The 15,307-nt window shown below is 54.0% G+C and carries 16 protein-coding genes; 11 read left to right on the top strand and 5 right to left on the bottom strand.

The genetic code is table 11. The annotated features are described in order from the left end of the window. Positions 1–8: 8 nt before the first annotated feature. Positions 9–590 carry a thioredoxin family protein gene (locus tag AC0YOB_RS18835; protein ID WP_475794079.1) on the bottom strand — a complete coding sequence of 194 codons (582 nt, stop codon included), beginning with the start codon at positions 588–590 and terminating at the stop codon, positions 9–11. Between the two features lie 189 nt (positions 591–779). Here AC0YOB_RS18835 and AC0YOB_RS18830 point away from each other — a divergent pair, with 189 nt between their 5' ends. Continuing rightward, positions 780–1,259, top strand: a complete 480-nt coding sequence (locus AC0YOB_RS18830) for a NanQ anomerase/TabA/YiaL family protein (protein ID WP_475794078.1) — start codon at positions 780–782, stop codon at positions 1,257–1,259. Between the two features lie 97 nt (positions 1,260–1,356). Continuing rightward, entirely contained in the window at positions 1,357–1,869 is a 513-nt protein-coding gene (locus tag AC0YOB_RS18825) for a CcdC family protein (RefSeq protein WP_210039108.1), read from the top strand. Positions 1,870–1,955: 86 nt separating this feature from the next. Here the strand turns inward: AC0YOB_RS18825 and AC0YOB_RS18820 are convergent, their stop codons facing one another. From AC0YOB_RS18820 to AC0YOB_RS18810, 3 genes are all read right to left on the bottom strand, one after another. After that, positions 1,956–2,357, bottom strand: a complete 402-nt coding sequence (locus tag AC0YOB_RS18820; protein ID WP_475794077.1) for an SRPBCC family protein — start codon at positions 2,355–2,357, stop codon at positions 1,956–1,958. Between the two features lie 61 nt (positions 2,358–2,418). Then, positions 2,419–2,907: a DinB family protein gene (locus AC0YOB_RS18815; protein ID WP_475794076.1), complete on the bottom strand. Its 489-nt coding sequence runs from the start codon at positions 2,905–2,907 to the stop codon at positions 2,419–2,421. A 41-nt stretch (positions 2,908–2,948) separates the two neighbouring features. Continuing rightward, positions 2,949–3,824: a DUF6597 domain-containing transcriptional factor gene (locus AC0YOB_RS18810; protein ID WP_475794075.1), complete on the bottom strand. Its 876-nt coding sequence runs from the start codon at positions 3,822–3,824 to the stop codon at positions 2,949–2,951. A 188-nt stretch (positions 3,825–4,012) separates the two neighbouring features. Here AC0YOB_RS18810 and AC0YOB_RS18805 point away from each other — a divergent pair, with 188 nt between their 5' ends. From AC0YOB_RS18805 to AC0YOB_RS18770, 8 genes are all read left to right on the top strand, one after another. Continuing rightward, the gene (locus tag AC0YOB_RS18805; RefSeq protein WP_475794074.1) at positions 4,013–4,561 is read left to right on the top strand and encodes a glutathione peroxidase; all 549 of its coding nucleotides are present in this window, start codon (positions 4,013–4,015) and stop codon (positions 4,559–4,561) included. Positions 4,562–4,603: 42 nt separating this feature from the next. Beyond that, positions 4,604–5,665, top strand: a complete 1,062-nt coding sequence (gene add / locus AC0YOB_RS18800) for an adenosine deaminase (RefSeq protein ID WP_475794073.1) — start codon at positions 4,604–4,606, stop codon at positions 5,663–5,665. Between the two features lie 347 nt (positions 5,666–6,012). Further along, the gene (locus tag AC0YOB_RS18795; protein WP_475794072.1) at positions 6,013–7,251 is read left to right on the top strand and encodes a sugar ABC transporter substrate-binding protein; all 1,239 of its coding nucleotides are present in this window, start codon (positions 6,013–6,015) and stop codon (positions 7,249–7,251) included. Between the two features lie 21 nt (positions 7,252–7,272). Then, positions 7,273–8,193 carry a carbohydrate ABC transporter permease gene (locus AC0YOB_RS18790; protein WP_475794071.1) on the top strand — a complete coding sequence of 307 codons (921 nt, stop codon included), beginning with the start codon at positions 7,273–7,275 and terminating at the stop codon, positions 8,191–8,193. A gap of 51 nt (positions 8,194–8,244) precedes the next feature. Next, positions 8,245–9,102, top strand: a complete 858-nt coding sequence (locus AC0YOB_RS18785; protein WP_475769568.1) for a carbohydrate ABC transporter permease — start codon at positions 8,245–8,247, stop codon at positions 9,100–9,102. 441 nt (positions 9,103–9,543) lie between these two features. Beyond that, positions 9,544–10,554: an alcohol dehydrogenase catalytic domain-containing protein gene (locus AC0YOB_RS18780; RefSeq protein ID WP_475794070.1), complete on the top strand. Its 1,011-nt coding sequence runs from the start codon at positions 9,544–9,546 to the stop codon at positions 10,552–10,554. A gap of 224 nt (positions 10,555–10,778) precedes the next feature. Continuing rightward, entirely contained in the window at positions 10,779–11,207 is a 429-nt protein-coding gene (locus AC0YOB_RS18775; RefSeq protein ID WP_475769570.1) for a MerR family transcriptional regulator, read from the top strand. A 52-nt stretch (positions 11,208–11,259) separates the two neighbouring features. Then, the gene (locus AC0YOB_RS18770) at positions 11,260–12,705 is read left to right on the top strand and encodes an MDR family MFS transporter (protein WP_475794069.1); all 1,446 of its coding nucleotides are present in this window, start codon (positions 11,260–11,262) and stop codon (positions 12,703–12,705) included. A gap of 18 nt (positions 12,706–12,723) precedes the next feature. Here AC0YOB_RS18770 and AC0YOB_RS18765 read toward each other — a convergent pair whose 3' ends face one another. Continuing rightward, positions 12,724–13,644, bottom strand: a complete 921-nt coding sequence (locus AC0YOB_RS18765; protein ID WP_475794068.1) for a LysR family transcriptional regulator — start codon at positions 13,642–13,644, stop codon at positions 12,724–12,726. A 102-nt stretch (positions 13,645–13,746) separates the two neighbouring features. On the opposite strand from AC0YOB_RS18765, the gene aroC reads away from it, so the two are divergent. Further along, the gene (gene aroC / locus AC0YOB_RS18760) at positions 13,747–14,802 is read left to right on the top strand and encodes a chorismate synthase (RefSeq protein WP_475794067.1); all 1,056 of its coding nucleotides are present in this window, start codon (positions 13,747–13,749) and stop codon (positions 14,800–14,802) included. Positions 14,803–15,307 lie beyond the last annotated feature (505 nt).

Here is a 15,307-nt window from a genome sequence, read left to right as displayed (position 1 = left end):
ATAGTTGTTTACACCAGGTCGCAGGCTTCCTCCGGCATCCAGTGGGCATCCTGTCCGTCCCATTTGACATTGCAGCCGATGGGATTGGTCAGGGGCGTTGATACGGGCTTGCCTGCCAGATGCTCCGTGAGGGCCTGGTCCAGATCGTTGACGGTCATTTTGCCGATCTCACGGGGCTGGTCAACGCCGCGTCCCGTGTAAATAAGCTTGCGGTCGGCATCGAATACATAGAAATGCGGAGTGCGAAGGGCGCCATAAGCGCGTGCGATATCCTGGGATTTGTCATGCAGATAGACCCAGGGGAAGCGTTCCTTCTCCATCACCTCCACCATATGCGCGAAGGAATCATCGGGATGCGTCACCTCGCTGTTGGCATTAATGGCGACGAAACGAACGCCATGCTCGGCGAATTTGAGCGCCGTGGCACGGGTTACCCCGTTAGAGCCAAGGACAAAGGGACAATGATTGCAGGTGAAGAACACAACAAGCGCCGGTGCGTCTGAGAAATCATCCAGGGAGTAAGTTTGACCGTTCGTTGCCGGCAGCGAGAAGCTTGGAGCTTCAGCCCCCAATTGCAGTGTGAAAGCCATTACCGTTTCCTCCTCATCTCAAAAAAAATGGTCACTCCCCCTGATTATAGCGGTCATTTCCAGCCGATACAACCAGAGGGATGGAAGCGTCTTCCCTTCCAGGCGATTTTTTGAGAAGATAGGGACAGTTCCCGCGCAGGGTGAACCGTAAAGGATGCACTCCCCGCGGAAAAGAGAGGAGATACAAGGATGATCTATAGTGATTTGACGAACTGGGAGACGGAGAAGCATACGTTCCCGGCCCCGGTAAGAAGGGCGGTTGACCGGCTTCAGCAGATGGATTTGGCAGCGCTTCCTCCAGGAAAGCATGAGCTCGGAGAAACGGGGATGTTTCTGCTGCTGAATGAGTTGACAACGAGGGAGAAGAAGGCGATTAGGCCGGAATCGCACAGGGAGCATATCGATGTGCAGCTGCTGCTCAGCGGCAGGGAGTGCATGGGGGTGGCCAAAGCCTCTCCGGAGCAGATCATTACGGATGAGCGGTATGATAAAGAGGATATCGCTTTTTACGATGAGGTTCAGGGCGAAATAGATGTCCATTTGGCTCCCGGCGGTTTTGTCGTGCTGTTTCCTTCGGATATTCACAGGCCCAACTGCTCGATAGCGGAGGATGTGCCCCTGCGTAAAGTCGTGGTCAAGATTCACCGGGATCTGTTTGATGAGCAATGAATGAGCAGGACTTGCGGGGGGAAATTTGCAACCGGATTTCCAAATAGAGTAGGATAGGGAAGTACACATTCACTTACAAAAAGGGGCTAATGTCCTCGTGGGCTTTCTTCCGGACTCATTTCCTGCACACAGCGCTTCCATCATTCTTACATTAATCTCGGGTATTGCGGTTTTATTCCTGCGCCTCCGGGCATCGAACCGCCCGACAACCATGCGCAAAATCATTATTCCGCCTATCGGCATGTCAACGGGCTTCCTGATGTTCGTCGTTCCCGTTACGCGCATTCCGTGGAGCTGGGCACTGATCGCTTTCGCGGCAGGGGGACTGCTGTTCGCTTATCCGCTTATCCGGACCTCGGCGCTGGAGCGCAGCGGGGAGACCATTGTGCTCAGACGCTCCAAGACCTTTATCTTTATCCTGCTCGGACTGCTCGTCGTAAGGCTGCTGCTGCATGACGTAGTGGAACAGAGCATCACCATTCCCCAGACCGGCGGATTGTTCTTTATTCTCGCTTTCGGGATGATTCTGGTATGGCGCATTGCCATGCTTAGAGCGTATATCAAGCTGAAGAGGGAAATCGATTTGCAGGACACCGGGCTTTCCAACTGATGGATAACAAACCGGGCTTCCATACGCAAACCCAAAAAGCAGGGATTCCTATTCTTAAGGAGTCCCTGCTTTTTTTCGTGCATGCGCTACTTCTCCATCCTGCGTTTCAACGTCTCCAGATCGCGCTGAACCATGCCCGCATCCTCAGCGAATTTCCCGTCGGACATGCCGGAGTGCTGGAACAAGGTGAAGTGAACCTCGCAGCCCTCCCCATTGGGAATGACCCGCATTGGATTATACAGCTCCGGACCGGAGGCGGGACGCACATGGTGATCCAATACGCCCCATTCATTCCTGGCCGCGAAGGTGATGCCCATCGGCCCATCCGGTGTTTCGACGAGCCACTCTTCGCCGGATTGACGGACCGTGAGGCTGAACGAGGTTGTCCATTCGGGGAAATTTTCCGGATTCACGGCGTATTCGTATACGGTTTGCGGCGAGTTTTCAATACGAATCTGCAGCGTTTGGGAATGCATCAATTTGGTCAATTCAAACAGCTCCTTATAAAAGAATTCGGCCTTTGAACGGCACAGCCCGCGAAGGGGCGGTTCATCCATAAAGCATGAGGAAATTAAGATCATGCCCAAGCTGTTTCAAGTAGTTATAGAGCTGCGAGCGGTGGTGAAAGGTATGCGTGACGATTTCAATCAGCCATTTGCTCTGAACCATTCCATGCTCCAGATAGAAAGCTTTGGTGGATTTGTGCAGCAGCTCATCCTCGCTGAGCGAGATCATGCAGGCATGCAGCGTTTCATAATGAAGCCGGAACCGGGCGGCCAATTGCTCAGGATCTGTCAGGCCGCTGACTGCCGTCTCGACCTTTTGGACCTCTTCCTGCGTCTTCTCCTGCATAATCGCCAGATCCGACGCCGGAATTGACACCAGATGGTGAACCAGCTGCAGCAGCGTACGCATATTTTCCGCCGGGCGATAGTCCCACTGGTCAGGCTGGATGCGTGTTATAAGCGCTTCGCTGGTCCGTACCGCAAGCTCCAGCTCGTCCAACAGTTGATCGCGAATAGCGATGGCACCACTCATAAGATCATTCCTTTCGTCATTTATAGGAGAAGTATATCCCTTCAAGTGCGGATCGGATTGTAAAAATCGGACATCTTGCCGTATTCCCTGGCGGCTGTAATGGGCGAATCGCCATAAAACCTCCTGAAATCATGAATCATGTGAGCTTGATCGAAGAATCCGTGATTCAAGGCGAGCATGGACCAGTCCACGGGCTCGCGGCTTAGCTCCAGCTGGCTGATAACGGACTGGAACCGGACTATTTCGGAGAACTTTTTGGGAGTGATGCCGATCCATTTCTCAAACATGCGGTTCATCTGCCGGGCGCTGATAATCTCAGCTTGGGCTAAAGCCTCGATGCCGGTTGTTCCTTTTGTTGCAAAAATCCGTTCAAGCAGGTTCGCCATCCGGCTGTCCTCTACAGCCTTGCTCCGGTGCAGGAGGGTGATCAGATACGATTCAATCACCTGTATTCGCGCATCCAGCGAGGAAGCTTCAAACAGCCGTTCGCTGATTCCTTCAGCAAGCCGCGGCCATAGAGCATCCAAAGAAAGCTGCTGGTTGGCAAATTCGGACAGCGGGGTCCGTATGAAAGGATAAGCCCCGCCGGGGAAGAAGCGCACACCGAATTTGCGGGTCGGGTGCTGTTCATCGTAAGCGATAGCAAAGGGATGATCGAACAGACCGATGTAACGGATTTGGCAGCGGTGATCCTTCAGGTCTTGCTCGAACAAAATATCGGTACACCCGTCCGGTAGAACGCGGTCGACCGCTCCATTGTCCGTACTCATTTCCTGCTCGTGAGCAGACAACGGCTCGGATGCCCAATACGTGGATACGAAGGGGCGGAGCAGCTCTGAAGGCGGAATTTCGATATAGCGATGGGAAGGGACTCTTCCGCTAGCTTGCCGGGGTTGAAACAGCTGGTGCAGCTTCATGGAAACATCTCCTCTGCTTCTGAAGAGCGGGATACTTGTACTTGTATAGTAACAGATTGTACATATGTCATTCATGAAAGGGATGTTTTCATTTGACAAGAGGATGCTTGATTGCTAAACTACGGATATAGATTGTGCACAATTTAATTTTACCAAATATTTTTAATGGAAAGAGGAGGAGTTTGATCATGACAACGCTCTACGATCTGCAAGCAGAAACCATCAGAGGTGAAAACAAGGCATTATCCGATTACAAGGGCAAGGTGCTGATTGTTGTCAATACGGCCAGCAAATGCGGCTTCACACCCCAATACAGCGACCTGCAAAAGCTGTATGATGAATATAAGGACCAAGGGCTTGAAATTCTCGGCTTCCCGTCGAACCAGTTTGGGGAGCAGGAGCCGGGTACCAATTCCGATGTGCAGGAATTTTGCCAAATCAATTATGGCGTTAATTTCCCCTTGTTTGCCAAATCCGATGTCCGGGATGAAACGGCAAATACTGTATTCCGTTATTTGACGGAGGCGGCTCCGTTTGAAGGATTTGACACCACACAGCCCAGCGGCAAAATGTTAAACTCATTCCTGAGCGAGAAAATGCCGCATTGGCTGCAGGATGATTCGATCAAATGGAACTTCACGAAGTTTCTTGTTGATCGTGAAGGCCAGGTCGTCAAGCGTTTTGAATCCACAGTAGAACCGCTGGATATGAAATCGGATATCGAAGCGCTGCTGTAATTGTTCTGAAGTTGCCAGGGAGAAGCTAAAGGAGTTGGAAAGATGTCCGAGGTATCACAGCATGCTCAGCAGGAGAAGCTTCTGGCGGCGCTGCCGAAGGTGGATCTCCATGTTCATCTGGACGGCAGCGTCAGACCGGAGACGATTCTGGAGCTGGCAGAGGCAAGCGGCGTTGCACTGCCTGCCGACCATGCGGAGGGGCTGCTCGCCTATATGCAGGTGGCGGAAGATTGCGATAATCTGCAGGATTATTTGAGCACCTTTTCCTTTGTCCTTGCCTTTCTTCAGGATGGGGCGGCACTGGAGCGGGCCGCTTACGAGCTTGCCGCGCAGGCTGCCGGGGAGAACTGTCTTTATATGGAGGTGAGGTTCGCCCCGCAGCTGCATACGGAGCATGAATTGACTCTCGAGGATATTATCGGGCATGTCGTCCGCGGCTTGAAACGCGGTGAGGATACGTTCGGCATTACAGCAAGGACGATTGTGATCTGCATGAGGCATCATGGTATGGAGATCAACCGCGCCGTTCTGGATGCCGCGGCGCATTGGCATGGCCGCGGTGTGGTCGCCGTTGACCTTGCCGGCGACGAAGCCGGTTATCCGGCTGAGCTGTTTCGGGAGCTGTTCAGGGAGGCCCGCCGGCTCGGGCTGCCGATCACCATTCATGCCGGCGAAGCAGCCGGACCCGCCAATATCCGCGAAGCCATCGTTCACCATGGGGCGAGCCGGATCGGACACGGGGTAAGGCTGGACGAGGACCTTGAAGTATTCGGGCTGGTGAAGGCGAGACAAATTCCCCTTGAAATGTGTCCGGTCAGCAATCTTCAGACAAAAGCGGTAGCGGCTTGGTCTTCGTACCCGCTGCGCAAATATGCGGAAGAAGGGCTGATTGTCACCGTAAATACGGATAACAGAACCGTATCGGGAACGTCGCTTACGATGGAATACCGCAAGCTGATGGAGCATTGCGGCGTGACGGCAGGCGATATTGCCGGGTTTATCCGCAATGGCTTGAACGCGGCCTTCGTGGAGGATGCCGTCAAGCAGCGGCTGCTGCGGCAGTTCGACAATGCCTGCGCAGAGCTGGGGCTTGCGCTAGGCTGAATCTCTGAACAAGGCGTTATAAAATTTTATAGCTTTTGAGAAGGACGGCGAATCCCATTCGCCGTCTTTTTGGCGTTTCAGAGCGATTTTTTCCACGCGTGCAGCTCCCAGCGCGCGATGTGGCGCTGTATGACGGCGGTAGACCGCATCATCCGCCGGCTGCAACGATTGAAAGACGGTTCCCGTTTGCGCAACCAGACCATTTTCACCCGGCAGAATAGACTGTAATAAATTGTTAATTTTATCAGAAACGTTTCATAAGATGTAAACTCGCTTTATTAACCTTATAACATTTATAAGATTTATTCTTATTCAATGAAGTCATGGCGCATATAGGAGGGACAAGCATGACTGCAATAAAGCTAAGCCTCACGGCGATTATTCTTATCCTGATGGGCTGCATTCTGGGAAGCTGCTCCCCGGGCAATTCGGAAGAAGGTGGTACGGTCACCTTGAATATATGGGGGATGGGGGAGGAAGCGAAATCGCTCCCGGAGCTGGCCAAGGTGTTCGAGGCCGAGAACCCCGGCATCCGGATCAAGGTGCAGGCGCTGCCGTGGGATAACGCGCACGACAAGCTGCTGACCGCTGTCGCCTCCCGCCGCGGCCCTGATATTATCCAGATGGGAACCACGTGGATTCCCGAGATCGCATCGGCCAAATCGCTGCTGGATCTGACCCCATACATCAGCCAGTATCCGGAGCTTAATCCGGACAATTTCTATGAAGGCGCGGTCCAGACGACCACGTATGGGGATGCTTTCGTCGGCGTTCCCTGGTATATCGACACCCGGGTGCTGTACTACCGGACGGATCTGCTTAAGCAGGCCGGGTATGACGAGCCCCCCGGGACCTGGGATGAGCTGAAGGATGCAGCGCGGAAGCTGGCCGGCCGCGGCGAGGGCAAATACGGCATCAGTCTGGATACCGCCGAGCAGACACTGGGCTTCATGTTCGCCCGCCAGAACGGCTCCAGGCTTATTGAAGGAAACACAACGCTGTTCAATCAGGCCCCTTATGTGGAGGCGATCGAATATCTCGACAGCTTTTTCAGGGAAGGCCTTGCGCCCAAGGATCTGGGATTGGATGCCATCCAGGCTTTTGCAGGCGATGGAGTGATCCCGATGTTCATCAGCGGCCCCTGGATGATCAAGCTGATCCATGATCAGGCTCCGGATCTGGAGGGCAAGTGGGCGACGGCCGAGCTGCCGAAGAAAGAGAACAATGAGTCGCTGCTTGGCGGCGCGGATCTGTCGATCTTTCAATATTCCAAGCATAAGGAAGAGGCGCTGAGGTTTCTGGCTTTCATGTCCCGCACCGAAACGCAGCTGAAATGGATGGAGCTGACCCAGTCATTCCCTTCGGTCAAGGCGGCATGGGAGGATGATAAGCTGAAGAGCGATCCCAACTTCCAGGTGATCGGCAGACAGGCGGAGAATGCGGCGCCGATGCCGCAGATTACAGCCTGGGAGGAGATTTCGCAAGGCTATTTGAAGGCCTTTGAGAAAATATACCGCAGGGGCGATAATGTCCAGCAGGTGTTCGATGACTACAACGCCAATGCGACGCGCATCTTGAACCGCTAACCGCCGGAGGCCTTGTGCGGGATGGACGTTTACAGAAAGGAAGTGTGCATCATTATGAGAGGCACTCGAAGGGCGCCGTATTTGTTCATTGGCCCGACGCTGATTCTGCTCGCCGTATTTTCGCTGCTGCCTATTCTGGTGGCGCTGGTCATCAGCTTTACCGATATGAATCTGGCGGGTCTCGCGGACTTCTCCACCGTTCGATTCGTCGGCTTCAAAAACTATGTCGATGTTGTCGTGGATCCGATCTTCCTGCAAGCGATCGGCAATACGCTGTTCTATGTGGTCATCGGCGTTCCGCTTGTAATTGCCATCTCCCTGGCGGCTGCGCTGCTGATCAATTACGGCCGGGCGCGTCTGTTCAAGGCATTCCGGGCCGTCTTCTATATGCCCTCGGTGACGAATGTGGTCGCCATTGCCGTTGTCTGGACCTATTTGTACAATCCCAGCCTGGGCTTGTTCAATTACATCCTGAATCAATTGGGCCTGTCCTCTGTTCCCTGGCTCACGGAGCCTGTGACGGCCAAGCTTTCACTGATTCTGCTCGCGCTCTGGCGGGCGATCGGACTGAACATGATTATTTTTATCGCCGCCATCAAGGGGATTCCCAAAACGTACTATGAAGCCGCCCAGTTGGACGGAGCGGGAGCCTGGAGACAGATGTTCTCCATCACGATCCCGCTGCTCAGCTACGCCATCTTCTTCGTGTCGGTTACGACGATGATCGGCTGGCTGCAGTTCTTCGAGGAGCCGTTCATCATGACCAAGGGCGGTCCCCTGGACGGCACAACCTCGGTTGCGCTGTTCATCTACCGCAATGGCTTTCAGCTCAGCCATTTCGGTTACGCGGCTGCAGGCTCGTTCATTCTGTTCTTTGCGATTATCGCCATTACGCTGATCCAGTTCAGGCTGCAAAATAAAAATGACGAAGCGGGAGCCTAAAGGCAGCTTCGGCTGCGCTCCAATGTTTTGGATAAAGGTGAGGTGAATGCTATGAAAACAGCTGCTGCCGCCGATTCTCCAGCCCGGGGCAAAGGAAGCGGCGCCGTCCAGCAATGGATTGCGGGCATTATTCTCGCTGTGCTGGGAGCCGCGATGCTGGTTCCGCTGGTCTGGATGATCTTGTCCGCCTTCAAGCCGGAGAGCGAGGTGACGCAAATTCCGCCAACGCTGCTGCCGCATCAATTTACGCTGGAAAATTTTCAGAATCTGTTTCAAAATATGCGCTTCGGCTATTACCTGCGCAATACGCTGATCATTGTCTTCTTCTCTTTTGTGGGCTTGTTCCTCAACGCCATGGCGGGCTTCGGCTTCGCCAAGTACAAGTTCAAATTGAAGGACAAGCTGTTCTACATCGTCCTTGCGACGATGATGATTCCGGGTCAGGTGACGATGATTCCCATCTACCTGATTCTCAACCAAATGCGTCTGACCAACACGATGCCGGGCGTCGTCCTGCCGGGGCTTGTAGGCGCGTTCGGAATTTTCCTGTTCCGGCAGTTCATGACCGCCATTCCCGATGAGCTGCTGGAGGCGACACGTATGGATGGAGCCGGCGAATTCAAGCTGTTCGTGCGTGTCGTGCTGCCCATGTCGGCCTCGATACTCGCCGTGCAGGCGATTCTGACCTTCATCGCCGGCTGGAACAGCTTTCTGTGGCCGCTTATCATCGCCAATGATGAGAGTCTGTACACCTTGTCGGTAGGACTTGCCCTGCTTAAAGGGCAGTACGGCGGCGATTATGCGCTGCAGATGGCGGGCGCAGCCGTTATGGTTGTGCCGATCATCGCCATCTTCGTCTTCTTCCAGCGGCATATCATCGATAATTATTCCATCTCCGGGATCAAGTAGAACGCCGGTTGGCAGCTTTAAGACTGGCTCATGTGTTTTGCTGTCTCTACAAATTGAAGAGGTCTGCCCGAGGAGTAATCCCGGGGAGGCTTCTTCTTGCATAATGACGAGTTACGGCTTCCCATTGATTATGTGCAAACCCGCGCATGGCTGGAAAATAAGCGGACGCCTTCCCATGAAATGATGGATTCTGTGCAAAGACGGCTGAACTGCATTTCATGTACACTTACAGTAGAGTCATAATCGGCTGCGCCAGGCGCTGCTGCTTGACCTGCTTGTCCGTAAAGGGCTGAACACGGAATGTCTGCAGACTGGACTCGTCATATGCCATAAGAACCGGTATGAAGGGAATGCCAACCAGCCCAGATCGCAGTACGCCGTCAAGATCTATGCCTATCCGGAAACGGATCTGTAATTCAAAACGTAAAAGGGGGGCTTTTCATGAAAGCAAAAGCAGTGGTATTTACCGGGGTTAATGAGGTTGCCTATTTGGATGTGGAAGTGCCGGATCCCGGAACCGATGACGTTGTTGTGGATGTGGAGCATTCCTGGATCAGCGTCGGCACCGAGCAATCCTACCTGCGGGGGGAGCGGATCAGCGGCGAACAGGTGACCAGAGCAGGCGATGTCCTGCCATTCCCGCAGGTAGCAGGGTATCAGAAGGTTGGAACTGTGCGTGAGGCGGGAAGCGGCGTAACCTCTGTGAAACCAGGGGACCGCGTGTTTGCTTCCGTCAGCCGTGTGGAAGGCATGGCTTTTCCGACCGGCGGGCATATCAATCCGGCGGTGACGAATGTCAGCCAGGTATGGAAGCTGCCGGATGCGGCGGACGGGCCGGATGCGCTTGCATATGCGCCGCTTGTGCTGGCGCAGGTCGGGTACAACTGCGGCATGAGGCCGGCCGTCGCCCCGGGCGACAGGGCTGTGGTTATCGGGGACGGTCTCGTGGGCCAGTGGTCGGCACAGACACTGCTCGCAAGAGGGGCGGACGTGACCGTGCTGGGCCGGAATGACGGGCGGCTCGGGCTGCTGCCTGCCGCTGCCGGGCGGGTGAATTTACGAAAGCCGGGCGTTCACGAAGCTGTAGAAGATATCACGGATATCCAGGTGGTAGTCGATACGGTCGGGGCGCTGCCTGTATTTCGTTCCATGCTGCCCGGGATGAAAAGGAACAGTCATCTGGTGTCAGCGGGATTTTATGGTCACGACGGCCAAATCGATATTCAGGAGCTGCGGCCGCGGGAAATTACCCTGCACAGTCCTTCGGGCTGGCAGCCGGACCGCATGGCTGCGACGCTTGCCGCCATCACGGACGGACGGCTGCAGACGGTTCCGCTCATCACCCATATGCTGCCGGCCCATCAGGCGGTGAAAGCATGGCGGATGATTCAGGACAAGCAGGAATTCTTCCTTGGCGTTGTGCTGGATTGGCGGCAGGCAGAAAACGGCTGATACCATCCTTTGGGCGGTGCGGAACATCCTTGTATGAGCCTTATATGAATGGCTTTCCGGCTCTATTGGAAGAATAAATCTATCCATGCATCAAAGAGGAGCCTGGCGCGGTTTGCGGGTTCCTTTTTGCCATTCACCATCCCCTTTTAAAGTTTACGTTGACGTAAACGTTATATTGCAGTATGCTTTTCCATAATCAGTCGGCATAGGGCGGGAGGCTAAATATGAAAACATACAAAATCGAAGATGCAGCGGCAAAGACGGGACTTACGAAGCGGACGATCCGGTACTACGAAGAGCTCGGTCTGATCGAGACGCTGGACCGGACAGAGGGCGGCATGCGCCTGTATTCGGAGGAGGATATTGAAAGACTGAACAAGATCGTGCTTGCCAAGGAAGTGCTGGGCTTCTCGCTGCAGGAGCTGCAGCAGTTCATCAAGATGAATGAAACGATCGATCAGCACCGGCATACGGTCAGGTCATTGGAGGACCGGACTGAGCGCAGGCTCAAGCTTCTGGAAATCTCCGAAGTGCTCCAGAGAGAGATCGAAATGATTGAGATCAAGATGAAGCGGATGGATACGTTCAAGGAAGAGCTTCTTGCCTTGAGCCAGCGTGTACGGGAAGCGATCGGCAAGTATGAAGAGGACTAAAATAACGGATCAAGGCTTATAGCGGAGGCCAAAGCTGGAGGGAACGGAATTCATGACGAACGGGGAAGAAAAATCACCATTCTGGAGTATTATTGCTGCCGTGTTTTTCGGCAATTTCATGGCTGTTCTGAGCACGACCACCATCAATGTGGCCCTGCCCGTGTTTATGACGGATTTTCACGCGGAGCTGACCACGGTGCAGTGGATGATATCGGGATTTATGCTGGCAACCGGCGTCATTGCGCCGATCATCGGATATATGGGCGACAAGCTCAGCTATAAACGGCTGTATGTATTTGCGCTGCTGGGCTTCACGATCACCTCCGGTCTGTGCACGCTTGCCTGGAGCATGCAGTCGCTGATCGTTTTCCGGATTCTGCAGGGTCTGTTCAGCGGTATTATTATGCCAACCACGATGACGATTATTTATCAGGTTATCCGCAAAGAAAAGCAGGCGCTCGCTATTGGACTTTGGAGCGTATCGGCCATGCTGGCACCCGCATTCGGGCCTACCCTTGGCGGGTGGCTGACCGAATATTTCAGCTGGAAATCATTATTCGTGATGAATCTGCCGATTGGCATTCTGGCGATGATCTTCGCTCAGCGCTTCATCCCATATTACCGCTTAAGCCGCGGCATCAAGCTTGATGTTATCGGCTTTATTGCCGTAATCCTGGGCACGAGCTCCCTGCTGCTTACCTTCAGCGAAGGCCACAGCTGGGGATGGACCTCGTGGAAGACGATTGTGCTGTTTATCGCCGGGGCTGCCATCGTGACGTACTTTATTATTCGAACGCTGCACAGCAGAGCTCCGCTGCTGAATCTGCGCGTATTCAAAATCCCGCGCTTCACCTACAGCCTGATCATCAACTGCATCATCACGATTTCGCTGTATGCCGCTACCTTCCTGGTACCAATCTACATGCAGAACATCAAGCATGCTTCGACGCTTCATACGGGACTCGTCATGCTGCCGGGAACGATTGCGATGGCTATGTTCTCTTTGCTGGTCGGCAGAATTTATGACAAAGTAGGACCGTTCCGTCTGATCATGGCCGGCGTCATCATTATGGCATTGGCGACCTGGGAGCTCAGCCGGCTGGACCTGGCGACAGGGACCTTCTTCATCGCTTCATGGCTGGCAATCCGCTATGTGGGCATTGCGCTGAGCAATATGCCGGTCACCAACTCCGGGATGACGGCCGTGCCCAGCACCTTCAGCGGGCATGCCTCAGCGGTTACCAACTGGATCCGGCAGGGTACTGCGGCGCTTTCCGTCAGTATTTTCAGCAGCATTCTGTCTGCAAGGACTCTTGCCCATCTCAAAGAAATCGGAGCCGACACCCCGAACGGGGCCGATCTGGCTCTGGCCAAATCCGTTCAGGAGGTGTTCATCATCGGAACCGTTCTGGTTGTTCTGGCCGTTCCCTTCACCTTCCTGCTGCGCAGGAAGCATCATGAAGTAAGCGAGGATCTCCTTGCTCCAGGCCGGACTTAAGAACGCAGTGGTTTCTCTTTAGAGGCTGTGCATGAGCATCTTCCTGAATTGACCGGCGATCAGGGGAAGGGAGATGCTCTGCCTGGCGGTGATCGCGATACTGCGGGGAGGAATCGGAACCAGAGTAGGCAGCTCGAACAATCTGCCCTCCTGCAGCTCCCGCTCCACAAAACGCCGTGTTACGAATGCGGCGCCATAACCGCGTTCGCAGCATTCCACCTGCATTTCCAGGCTGCTCAGCTCAAGGCTCGCTTCCGCCTGGACACCCTGATCGCTCAGCCATTGCTTGAAAAATTGCCCGGTGCTGCTCTCTGGAGACAGAAGCAGCAGCGGGATTTTTGCGATTTCCTCCGCCGAAAGGGGCTGCCCGGTCAACTGGCGGTAAGGCTGCCCGACAACCAGGCAGTCCCGTATCGTTGCCAATGGGGATACTTCAAGTTCCATATCATCGTCCAGGGGCAGATGGACCAGACCCAGATCAATCAGACCGTCCTTCAGCCGTTTGGTGATTTCAGCCGATTTGCCTTGAAACAGGTGAATGCGTACAGCGGGATAGCTGGTCCTAAACAGGTCCAGAGCAGGGAGCAGCAGATGCCTGAGCATCGGGCCGCTGGCGCCAATCCGCAGCTCCCCGGCCGCGAAATCCTTCAAGGCCTGCAGCCTTCGCTCAGCCGAATCGATCAAGGCGAAGGAGGGCTCCACATACTCCAGCAGAGCGGCGCCCTCCGCCGTAAGCTTCACCCCTTTGGAAAGACGGTCAAATAATTTGACTTCCAGGCTGTCCTCCAACTGCTTGATGGCATAGCTGACAGAAGGCTGAGTCATATGGAGCTGCTGCGCCGCTTTGGTCAGATTCTCAGCCTTTGCCGTATGAAGGAAAATACGGTACCATTCCATATTCAGCTGCTTATTGATATAGATCACCTCTATGACAGACATTGAGAATAGTGATTTCATTTATCACTCAGTGAAAACTATAATGGAAACAGGCAACAGCAGTCAAAGGAAAGCTTCAAGCAGCGGAAGGGGAGGGACATGACGATGGCGGGAAATTCATTCGGGGAGCAGTTCAGAATTACGACATTCGGGGAGTCGCATGGCGAGGCGGTCGGGGTTATTGTGGATGGCGTTACACCGGGAATCGAGATAGATGAAGCATTCATACAGATTCAAATGGACCGCAGGAAGCCGGGGCAATCCTCTGTAACTACGCCGCGCAAGGAATATGATGCGGTAAGCATCCTCTCCGGTATGTATGAGGGCAGAACAACGGGAACGCCGCTTTTTATTATTTTGTTCAACAAGGATATGAAGCCTGAGGCTTATAACGATATTCAGCATGCTTTTCGTCCGGGCCATGCGGATTTCACGTATTTGCAGAAGTATGGGATAAGGGATCATCGGGGCAGCGGGCGGGCGTCGGGAAGAGAAACGGCGGGCAGAGTGGCGGCAGGAGCGGTAGCCCGCAAGCTGCTGGAGCACCGGGGCGTGAGTGTGATGGCTTATACGACAGATATCGGAGGGATCCGGTGCGAAACATTCGATGAGCATCAAATTGAGCGGAATGCGGTCAGAGCCTGTGATCCGGATGCGGCAGTTCGGATGATTGCGAGGATTGAAGAACTGGCGGCGGCGGGCGACAGCTGCGGGGGAATTGTCGAGTGCCGGATACGCGGCGTTATGCCCGGTATCGGCGAGCCTGTCTTTGATAAATTGGATGCGGATCTGGCCAAAGCGATGTTATCCATCGGGGCTGTCAAAGGGATTGAATTCGGTGAGGGATTCGCGGCATCGGCTATGCGCGGCAGCGAGCATAATGACGGCATGGATGGTTCGGGATTCCTGAGCAATCATGCGGGCGGGATCATCGGCGGGATCAGCACGGGGGAGGAGATCGTATTCCGGGTTGCGGTGAAGCCGACGTCCTCGATCTCGCTTCCGCAGCAAACCGTCAATATCCGCGGGCAGGAGCAGACGATCCGTACCGAAGGCAGACATGATCCATGCATCTGTCCGCGAATCGTTCCTGTAGTCGAGGCTATGGCATGTCTGGTGCTTGAGGATCATTACAAGCGGCAGGCGGCAATGAAAGCCTGATGGAAGCTTGCTCGGCATATTGTTCCCGGCTGGAGCGAAAGCTTCGTGCGGGATAGTCCTGATGTTCTTCCGGCAGAGCTTCAAATGGAGCAGAGCGGCGCGGCAATCACGGGCGGATTGCCGCGGGCTTGTTCAATTATCTAGCGATCAGAATAATAACGGCTGTCCATACCAACATGGAGAACCCGATAGCAGCCAGCATTCCCCAGTTCCATCCTCTTATCATCATCAAGTTCATCCCCTCCTGTTCTCTCTTTAGTATTTTTGCCCTTTTTTCCGAAAATAAGACATAAGGCTTATAGCTATTACGGAGTATGTGCCGGTCTGGAAATGTAATATTAAATCTTTTATCGGCAGGAGAGGAGAAAATGATTACCTTTGGACCAGAAAAAAGTAGGGCTTTATGTGCAGTCGGAGAGAAGTTAGGTCTAATCAAGGTCATATTTTGTCGGAGGAGTTGTTTTTGAAAATGGAGGGGGAGTGCTTGAGGTTGATGCGAAGAACT

It is taken from the genome of Paenibacillus sp. JT31N17, from assembly GCF_056269255.1.
Note: the sequence above shows the minus strand (reverse complement) of the source record. Positions and strands in the feature narration are given on the sequence as shown.

Coding starts and splice junctions, on each gene's coding strand:
- AC0YOB_RS18790 (WP_475794071.1), top strand. CDS start 7,273: ATGGACGTTTACAGAAAGGAAGTGTGCATCATTATGAGAGGCACTCGA.
- AC0YOB_RS18795 (WP_475794072.1), top strand. CDS start 6,013: ATGACTGCAATAAAGCTAAGCCTCACGGCGATTATTCTTATCCTGATG.
- AC0YOB_RS18775 (WP_475769570.1), top strand. CDS start 10,779: ATGAAAACATACAAAATCGAAGATGCAGCGGCAAAGACGGGACTTACG.
- AC0YOB_RS18780 (WP_475794070.1), top strand. CDS start 9,544: ATGAAAGCAAAAGCAGTGGTATTTACCGGGGTTAATGAGGTTGCCTAT.
- AC0YOB_RS18830 (WP_475794078.1), top strand. CDS start 780: ATGATCTATAGTGATTTGACGAACTGGGAGACGGAGAAGCATACGTTC.
- AC0YOB_RS18805 (WP_475794074.1), top strand. CDS start 4,013: ATGACAACGCTCTACGATCTGCAAGCAGAAACCATCAGAGGTGAAAAC.
- AC0YOB_RS18770 (WP_475794069.1), top strand. CDS start 11,260: ATGACGAACGGGGAAGAAAAATCACCATTCTGGAGTATTATTGCTGCC.
- AC0YOB_RS18765 (WP_475794068.1), bottom strand. CDS start 13,644: ATGTCTGTCATAGAGGTGATCTATATCAATAAGCAGCTGAATATGGAA.
- AC0YOB_RS18835 (WP_475794079.1), bottom strand. CDS start 590: ATGGCTTTCACACTGCAATTGGGGGCTGAAGCTCCAAGCTTCTCGCTG.
- AC0YOB_RS18810 (WP_475794075.1), bottom strand. CDS start 3,824: ATGAAGCTGCACCAGCTGTTTCAACCCCGGCAAGCTAGCGGAAGAGTC.
- AC0YOB_RS18785 (WP_475769568.1), top strand. CDS start 8,245: ATGAAAACAGCTGCTGCCGCCGATTCTCCAGCCCGGGGCAAAGGAAGC.
- aroC (WP_475794067.1), top strand. CDS start 13,747: ATGGCGGGAAATTCATTCGGGGAGCAGTTCAGAATTACGACATTCGGG.
- add (WP_475794073.1), top strand. CDS start 4,604: ATGTCCGAGGTATCACAGCATGCTCAGCAGGAGAAGCTTCTGGCGGCG.
- AC0YOB_RS18815 (WP_475794076.1), bottom strand. CDS start 2,907: ATGAGTGGTGCCATCGCTATTCGCGATCAACTGTTGGACGAGCTGGAG.